The organism is Acinetobacter sp. FY683 (assembly GCF_059515885.1).
Genome location: NZ_JCAKNA010000052.1, coordinates 1 through 6,899, shown reverse-complemented (window position 1 = coordinate 6,899; position 6,899 = coordinate 1). Strand labels below are relative to the sequence as shown.

Genomic DNA, 6,899 nt, shown 5'->3' with positions numbered 1-6,899 from the left:
TAATACTTTTAAATGCTTTTAAGAGACCTGAAAGCCTTTTCAATAAAGAGTTTCCAAAGCCTTATAACACCGTTTATCGACCCTTATAACACCGTTTATCGACCCTTATAACACCGTTTATCGACCCTTATAACACCGTTTATCGACCCATTGACACCTTTATTACATTGTGGTGCTATATATCAATATATAATCATGGTGTGATATGAAAGAATTAGTAGTAAAAGACAATGCCTTAATTAACGCTAGCTATAATTTAGATTTAGTTGAACAACGATTAATTCTCTTAGCGATTATTACAGCTAGAGAAACAGGGAAAGGAATAAATGCAAATGATGCTTTAGAGGTTCATGCCTCAAGTTATATAAATCATTTTAATGTAGAAAAGCATACAGCTTATAAAGTATTAAAACAGGCTACAGATGACCTATTTGAACGCAGATTTAGTTTTCAATTTATCAATAAAAATGGAAATGTTGAACATGTTAAATCTAGATGGGTAAGTGAAATTAGATATGTTGAAAATGAAGCAACTGTGAAATTAATTTTTGCACCTGCTGTTGTACCCTTAATTACGAGATTAGAACAACATTTTACTAGTTATGAATTAAAGCAAGTAAGTCTATTAAAAAGTAGATATGCAATACGCTTATATGAATTGCTTATTGCTTGGCGTACGGTAGGAAAAACTCCTATTTTTGAATTATCACAATTCAGAAATCAACTAGGTATAGATGATAGTGAATATCAACGAATGGAGCTTTTTAAAAGACGTGTCTTAGAAATTGCTATTTCTCAAATTAATGAATTTACTGACATCACCACAACATATGAACAACATAAAAAAGGACGTTCTATTTATGGTTTTTCTTTTAGCTTTAAACAAAAAAGAGAAGACTCTAAATTAATTATAGAGCCAGTTCAGGAGTTAGGGATTATAAAAATGACAGATTCCCAACGATATATGTTTGCAAAAAAACTATCTGAAATGCCTGAAATGAGTACATATTCTCATGGAACAGAAAGTTTCGAACAATTTGCTATTAGAATCGCTGAAATGCTACAAGATCCCAATAAACGACAAGAACTCTTTCCATATCTAAAAAAAGCTGGATATATGCCATCTAAATAAAAGGATTACATAAATGGCAAAACTGTCATTAAGCGAAGTATCAAAACAATTCAATGTAGATCGATCTACAATTTACCGAGCTGTAAGAAATGGTCGCCTATCTAGGTCGGCAGATGGGCAATTCGATATTACGGAAGTTATTCGTTGTTTTGGTGAACCTGAGCAAATATCTAAGAGAGAGGAATCATCTAAACAAGAAGTAGATGATTCAACCAAAAAATTAATTGCTCATTTAGAAAATGAAGTAAAAAAATATCAAGAACGTGAAGAGCGTTTAATGCAACAAATTGATCGAATGCAAACTCTCATTGAGTTAAAAAGTGTGGCACCTGCTACAGTAGCACCACAACAAGATGCCACGGCATGCGACACACCAACACTACAGCGTGCGACAAATACTGAATCAATTGATAATAAAGAAAAATTAGAAGATAAATCATTTCAAAATGTGGCAATGCCACAACAAGATGCCACGGCATGCGATGCACCAACGCTACAGCGTGCCATAGTGCAAAATGTGGCAATGCCACAACCTAAAAAACGTGGCTTGTTTGGGCGTTTGACGAAGGCAATTTTTGAAGACTGATTATTAAGTTTGGTTGAACTTGATCGTGGAACATTGTTGTTTTATTGATCGTGGAACCGTTAAAAAAGAAGAAAAAGCCACTATCAAGAAATAATGGCTTTTTCATAGTCTTAATCACTTGAAAAATAAAATGATTTAGAAAGCATTTCGTATAAGGTGTATTATGTTAATTTTAGAAATACTTAATTTTTCTATCAATTGTTTGTAATTTAACAAATAAAAATGTATAAAGCTTTTTTTTTATCTATCTTATTGAAAATGTTACTTAAAAAATATTTATATACTTTTTTTGCAATACTATTACTTTTTATTGCATGTAAAATAATGATCATGGGGGTCGGGTTAGGAACATCAGATAGTAAAACTATACTATTAATGATCTTAATTATTATTTGTGGTTCTTCAAAAAAGGCTTTCTACTATTTCGTCATTCCATTGGTTGCATTATATTCAATATATACACCAATAGGTTTAACCTATGGTGGCGTGGCTTATCACTATATAGCATCAGCTTTTGCAACGGATACCAATGAAACATATGAATTTTTTGTAAATATTCCTATAAAAAATTACCTTATAGGTTTGATAATTATTCCTCTTGTACTCATTTATTATCAAATAACTACAAAATTAGACATTAAGATTTATAAGAACAAAACTATCCTAATCCTTTTTATTATTATTGCCTTATTCAAACAAGCACCTTTCCAATTCTTTACAGATATAAAAAATTCAATTAAAGAAGTAAAAAAAGAACAAAAAATTTTAGAAGATTTAGATAAAAAAACTTCGTGGGAAAAAAACCAATTAACAAATTCAAAATATGATACTTATGTATTAATTATAGGGGAAAGTGTTCGTCGTGATTATTTACATGCTTATGGATACAGTATTCCTAATACACCTTTTCTTTCAAACTCTAAAGGAATACTTATCGATGGCTTAACAGCCCCTGCCAAAAACACTGTGGCAAGTTTACGACTCATGCTTACTCAAGCAACTACAGATAGTCAGCCTCAATACGATAAAAATTTTGTAGATTTAGCCAATCAATCTGGATTTAAAACTCACTGGTTATCAAATCAAGGGTATTTAGGGGAACATGATACTCCTCTTACTGCTATTGCAAAAAAAAGCTCACAGACATTTTTCCTTAAAAAAGGTGCTTATGATTCATTAAATACTAGTGATTTTTCATTAATACCTGAATTTAAGAAACTTATAACTAATAAAAATAAAAAACTTATTGTAATTCATCTATACGGTTCTCATCCAAATGCATGTGACCGCATTGAAGACTACCCTAAAATGTTAGACAAAATTGACTCGAAATATGATGAAATTAATTGCTATATTTCTTCTATTAAGAAAACTGATGCAATTTTGCAAGAAATCTATACATCATTAGTTAATGTCGAGAAGAAAGATCATATAAGTTTTTCAATGCTTTATTTTGCTGATCATGGACTATCCTCACAACAGGATGGTGATAGTGTCGTTTTACGTGTTGGAGAGAAAAAACAATCTTATCAAATACCACTTTTCATGGTTAATTCAGATTCAAGTGACCGTAAAAAATGTGAATCATTTAAATCTGGACTTAATTTCACCAATGGTATAGGAAATTGGCTTGGTATTTCTAACCAACAATTACCTAAATACTCTTTATTCGATTGCAAAAATGATAGCAATCAAATAAATCATCAAACAATGCTCAATAATGCTGAAAATGATATCCCAATTAAGCTTTAAAATTAACATTCCTATTTTTATCAAAGATAGGGGTATTTAACATAAAAACTCTTATGCGAAATTAAGCTGTTAGAACCCATTTGAATATGAAAAAGCCTAGATTTCTCTAGGCTTTTTTTATTTACGCATCATTCGATTATGTTATTCCATTCCTCAAAAGATAGGAACCGTATACGTTTCAAGACATTTTCATGCAAAGGATAGCTTTTACCATCAACGATAATTTTGTCGATATTCGAAAATAATCGCTCTAACCGTTTGGCAATGTTCTCTGGACAAATATAAAAGACCTCATCGACTGTTTTGTCTAAAAACATCTTGGCATAGTTGCTCAAAATCACCTGATACCGCTTAGGTGTTTTAATTGTTTTCTCAATCTCAAAAGCAATCCTCTTAGCTTGAGGAGAAGTCGCTAAAGCATCAGGGATCTGCAACCACTTCGTCTTATCTTTAGTTGCGATTTGTCTGAGTTTTCGACTACTTAACCAATCCGTCCATCCCTTACTAAGTCCTGTCACTTTGACACGCTGAATCGCAATACTATGCGCCATCGTTGATGTTGCAATTCGACCAGCTTCATAAAAGTCCACCTGAAAATCATTGAGATCCGTGGCAAGCAAAGCCCCTTTAGGCGTAAGCCCCCAAATCGTCTGTTTTCCTCTCTGAGCGAGTTCATACTCAATATCATACAGACGTACCATATCTTTCTTTTCCATCGCTTTGAGCGTCTTATACGTGCTTGTGCGACCAAGATTCAATAACTGCCCGAGTATCTCGGAGGTGCTAAAGACCTCATGAGATAAGAACTCCAAAACTATGTTTTGTTTTTCTTCGATTCTTGTCGCTTGTGCTGTTTTGTCATGAACAAAAAAAGATGAATCGCCCATGAGTTACAACTTCCCGAAATCTACGCTATCAGGCACTACAATTTCATCTGATCCCTGATCCATTACCTCGATAGCGGTATAACTCTTAGTTGCAATATATGGACTTGTATTTACTATTTTTGCTAAGCCGACACCGAATAAAACTCCACTGCGTTTGGGGAAAGTTAAGAATCTATTCATATCAATTAGAGTTGTTTCACTTTGACTCAATTTACGCTCATCCGATACAGATTCAGCAAGGCTTAAGGAACGGTCAACTGTACGGACTTCATCATCAACTAAAATTGAACCACTTTTTTCAGCAAATGTTTTTGCAGTTTCAGGCATCTCAACACGATAAATCAATTTAATGGTCGAGTTCTCTAAAACAGCACCTTCTACAGCATCTGCATTTAAATCCTGTGGGCAATCTTTCAAATCAGCTATGCTTTGATGTGCCATCACCACATGCAAACCCTTATCGCGCGCAGCGCCAAGAGCTTCAATGGCAGGTCTAGAAATGTGGTATTTCAATTCGTCTAACACCACACAAATGGGACGAATATTCCCCTTAATCCGATCTCTAGATTCTGCTATCTGTACTAAACGAACCAACAACATTTTTTGAGCAGCTTTAACCGCTTCATTACGCATTGAACCGATGATGTAGACAATCCCACCATTCTCAACAACATTTTTTAAAGATAAACCATGTTTCGCATTAACTGCTTTTATAGCAGCAAGCTCACGAAAGGACTGTTCAAAATCCTCTGATTCGTTCTTTAAAAAATCGGCATATTCAGCATAGAATCCTTCTGCAGTTTGGCCTAAATGCCAGTTCTGAGAAACAAACTCAGCCATTTTACGTTTAGGTGGAACATAAAAATCTGGTCCCGGATTTCCCGTCTTAATAAAACCAAAACCTGCACATAACATTTCAAATTGTTGAGCTGGAGTAATATCCTCAAACATATTGAATTGATAGGTAGCTTGGTTAAGATCGACAATGAAATAATCTTTACCTGTATCTTGAGCAGCTTGATAAGCGACTTGTGGAAGCCATTCATCATTTTTAGGATCAAAAATAAAAACGGCTTCATCTTTATACAAACATTGAGCCGCTATAGAACCTAAAGCCACACCTTTGCCAGATCCTGTTGCACCGCATACCTGAATATGAGGTAACGTTTCTTCAGTCCAATAAATGGGTTTCCCATCTTCATCCTCAGCCAAGAAAAATTTATCTTTCTTAAAATGTTTCTTAGGATCAAATTTTGGTTTTTCTTTCAGCATTCCTTTTTCAAAATCACGAATATCAGACTTTTTTGATCGCTCCAAAGTGCTTTGAATAGCCGTTTTAGAAGTCATTTTTTGCTGGACTAGAATAAAAAGTTGCTGAAAAACAATTGCTGTAAGGAAACCGATCAGACAGGAAATAAATAGATTTTCATAAACATTTTCCCTGAATCCAAAATAAGCCTCAACGAACCATATATTTGCCGCGAAAGAAATTAGAACAATAAAAAAAGCCACAATGAAAAATTTGAGTTTTAGTCCTGATCTTTTATCTTTATTTTTTAAGCCTTCTGACAAAATATAGAACAGGAGGAAACCTAAAAAGCCACAAATGAAAAGACGATAAACAATAAAGAACCTTGAAATATTCTGAAGAATGTCATGTTTAAAAATTTCTAAAAGCGCAGAGCCAACAAAAAGAAAAACAAAAAAATAAAGTACGTACCGCAACATCACAGCTCAAAATTGAAAATAAAAATGGGCTACCAAATTCACATCAATCCATGGAAAAGTGAATGGCATTTAATATCTCAACAACTGTATGCGACGAGGTATGTCGCGAAGCGATTCGGAGTGACAACGAAGAACCTGCGGAACCCCAGTGGAGCAGGCATGGGGCTTCCGTAGAGGATAAAAATCGCGTCCAGCGATTTTAGCCAACACGTCCACAAAAGTGGTTTAAAATTATGGTTTTAGCATAATTTTAAAAGTGTAGCGTAGCGGTGGCGTTGTCCGAGGATACACAACCTCATGGAGAACATAATCAGAGAACGCTTTGTTTCTATTTCTGTTCTCTATTTTAATTCTCTGTATTGTTAAATCCTAAGATTAAATAATTAGCGAGTGTCTACGAGCGACACAAAGAAAAGTCGCGCCTAGACTCTCTGAAAAACATTCTTTTAAAAATGAAAACTTAGAGCAATAAGAAATTAGATGCAGATCTTTAAACCTAGATCGAGCGAAGCGAGCATAAAAACTTATGAGCGAAGCGAATTCCGAGTTTCTTTTGCTTTTAAAGAATTCACACTGAGATTAACTAAAAAATTGCCCCAACGAACTGAGCTTTAGCGAAGTTCAATAGAGTTTGAGCGTAGCGAAAACATAGGGCAATTTTAAAGAAAAAAGGTTTTTAATATATTTTAATACTTTTAAATGCTTTTAAGAGACCTGAAAGCCTTTTCAATAAAGAGTTTCCAAAGCCTTATAACACCGTTTATCGACCCTTATAACACCGTTTATCGACCCTTATAACACCGTTTATCGACCC

5 protein-coding genes are annotated in these 6,899 nt (G+C 34.0%); 3 read left to right on the top strand and 2 right to left on the bottom strand.

Going from position 1 to position 6,899, the window contains the following annotated elements:
• Nucleotides 1–205 precede the first annotated feature (205 nt).
• The 3 genes from repM to AC5YDH_RS14615 all read left to right on the top strand — a co-directional run bounded on the left by repM (nt 206) and on the right by AC5YDH_RS14615 (nt 3,470).
• On the top strand, nt 206–1,132 hold the full coding sequence (gene repM / locus AC5YDH_RS14625) for a replication initiation protein RepM (RefSeq protein ID WP_496120554.1): 927 nt from the start codon (nt 206–208) through the stop codon (nt 1,130–1,132).
• Between the two features lie 13 nt (nt 1,133–1,145).
• Complete coding sequence (locus tag AC5YDH_RS14620; protein ID WP_496120552.1) at nt 1,146–1,718, top strand: plasmid replication DNA-binding protein; 573 nt, start codon at nt 1,146–1,148, stop codon at nt 1,716–1,718.
• Nucleotides 1,719–1,940: 222 nt separating this feature from the next.
• Nucleotides 1,941–3,470, top strand: a complete 1,530-nt coding sequence (locus AC5YDH_RS14615) for a phosphoethanolamine transferase (protein WP_496120550.1) — start codon at nt 1,941–1,943, stop codon at nt 3,468–3,470.
• A 128-nt stretch (nt 3,471–3,598) separates the two neighbouring features.
• On the opposite strand, the gene mobC is transcribed toward AC5YDH_RS14615, so the two are convergent.
• Together mobC and AC5YDH_RS14605 are read right to left on the bottom strand one after the other, a co-directional pair.
• On the bottom strand, nt 3,599–4,357 hold the full coding sequence (gene mobC, locus AC5YDH_RS14610) for a MobC family replication-relaxation protein (RefSeq protein ID WP_496120548.1): 759 nt from the start codon (nt 4,355–4,357) through the stop codon (nt 3,599–3,601).
• A gap of 3 nt (nt 4,358–4,360) precedes the next feature.
• A complete protein-coding gene (locus AC5YDH_RS14605) occupies nt 4,361–5,929 on the bottom strand; it encodes a type IV secretory system conjugative DNA transfer family protein (RefSeq protein WP_496120546.1) in 1,569 nt (522 codons plus the stop codon).
• Nucleotides 5,930–6,899: the final 970 nt, after the last annotated feature.